Raw genomic sequence first — 1,908 nt, 5'->3', positions numbered from 1 at the left:
GGACACTGTGCGTGCCACGGTCCCCTATCGACCTCGGAACACACGTGCACCACGCCGCACGGGCGAGAAGTAAAGTCGACGATCAGCACGTCGGCGCCGACCCGGTCGGGGTCCGAGAACAGCCATCGGGCGGTCGTGCCGATCAGGATCGCCCCCACCTGACCGGGCCACCGCACCTTCTGCCCCGAGACCGCTGGCGTCTGCCCGCTGTCGGGTTTCGGCGGTTTCGCTTTCCACATCAGTGCGGCGCGATCGGTGAGGGTGCCGAGGCGCCGCGCGATCTCCACTGCCTGTTCGCGGGTCTGGGCAGCGATGCCGACACGCAGATCCGCACGGTGCGCCAATGCTGCCGCGAGGAGGGCGACCAGTCGGGTCTTACCCGCACCGGGTGGCGACGGGACGACGACGGCGGGATCACCTGACCACACCGAGAACAGCACACGTGCGGTGATCGGATCGGACATGATCTGCGATCCCGGCCACGCCGTGAGCGACGGCGCGCTCGGCCTGGGTGCCGGTGCGCTCGAGGGTGCCGGGTCGGGGATATCGGTTCGGGGGGCGAGGATGCGCATGACGATGGAACCTTTCACGAAAGGTGTTGTGAAGCATAATATTTTGAGTGTCGGTGCAGGCTGCCGGGGCTAGTCCTCTGCTCCCGCGATCAGCACGTCGAGGGGGACCTCACGCCGTGCAGCGACCGGTGTTTGGCCGGTGGAGAGCCAGGAACGGCGGGCACGGTAGAGCCGCCAGTATCGGCCCCGACCCGCGCGCATCGTCTGCGGGGACGGCGGCTGCGGCATCAAGCACACCCTTGCTTCCGGTGCGGGGGCGTGTGCGCCGACCGAACCGAGACCGAGGACCAACTTTCCGTCCACGACGTGCGCCGAGGTGACCTCGACACAGAACCGCTCGAACGGCTTGTCCGCCGGGGTGCCCAGCCAGCCGGTGACCTCGGAGCCGACGCGCAACCGTGAATCGAGCCGCTCACAGGTCACCGCCAGCGATGCGTTGCGCCGACGCGATCCTTTCAGCGGCGCGGTCACCGATGCCACCCCCACCGCCACGTGCCCGGTATGGACTGCACGTTGCCGCCAGAGCGGATCATCGAGCAGAGCAGCAGCTTTTAAGTCGGCGGCATCGCATCGGGTGCGCAGTCCCATGGCGGCGCTGGCGGTGTTGTCCGGGCGCGACCAGTCATGCCCGGCTGTCGCCGCCGATAGCGCACGATCCCACGAATAACGGTCGTCCTCGTGAATCGGCTCCAGGAGTGGCAGCAGCGGTCCGCCGCCGATCTTCGCGGCCCACTCATGCAAGCCGCTGACGCTGTCATCGGAGATGCCGAACCACTGCCGCCACGTGGTCGCTGACCGTTCGGCCTCCGGGGTGGTGCCGAGGACGTACCGCGCCGACGACGCGGCCACCAGATTCACCACCGCCGAGGTGCCGGGATGGTCCGCCCGATCCGCCCACCACGCCACCATCGCCGCCGCACCGGACACCTGCGGGTCCGGGTGGTGAGCGTGCGCCCGCGCCAAGGTCAGCAGCGCAGGCAAGGTACCGGCGTCGTCGGTAAGCAACGGGGCCGGATCAGTGCGCCCCACCATGGTGCCGCCGTGCACCGCGAGCAGCCCCAGGGCATCGACGTCGCGGGCGCGTTCCTCACCACCACCCACCCCGGCCACCGACACCGACACGCTGCCACCACGTGCCACCGCACGCACCGCCAGCGCCGCCGCAGACGGGTTGAACGTGGTGTGCGTGAGCCGAGCGACCGGCGACCGGGTTTCGGCGGCATAGAGCCGCTGAGCGAGGTCGGGGCGTTCCCCCCGAGATGTGGACACCTATTTTTATGCGGCGGTGGCCAGCGTAGCCGATCGCCGTTCGAACTCGACCGGGCAGATCTGGCCC

General features: G+C 69.2%; 1 protein-coding gene and 1 pseudogene. Both read right to left on the bottom strand.

The window, feature by feature from the left end:
- A pseudogene (locus ACH49N_RS38895) lies at positions 1-572 on the bottom strand (hypothetical protein); the annotation flags it as partial.
- A 69-nt stretch (positions 573-641) separates the two neighbouring features.
- On the bottom strand, positions 642-1,841 hold the full coding sequence (locus ACH49N_RS38890) for a hypothetical protein (RefSeq protein WP_358278827.1): 1,200 nt from the start codon (positions 1,839-1,841) through the stop codon (positions 642-644).
- Positions 1,842-1,908 lie beyond the last annotated feature (67 nt).

This window comes from Rhodococcus sp. NPDC019647 (assembly GCF_044389235.1).
GTDB lineage: Bacteria > Actinomycetota > Actinomycetes > Mycobacteriales > Mycobacteriaceae > Rhodococcus_F > Rhodococcus_F oxybenzonivorans.
Note: the sequence above shows the minus strand (reverse complement) of the source record. Positions and strands in the feature narration are given on the sequence as shown.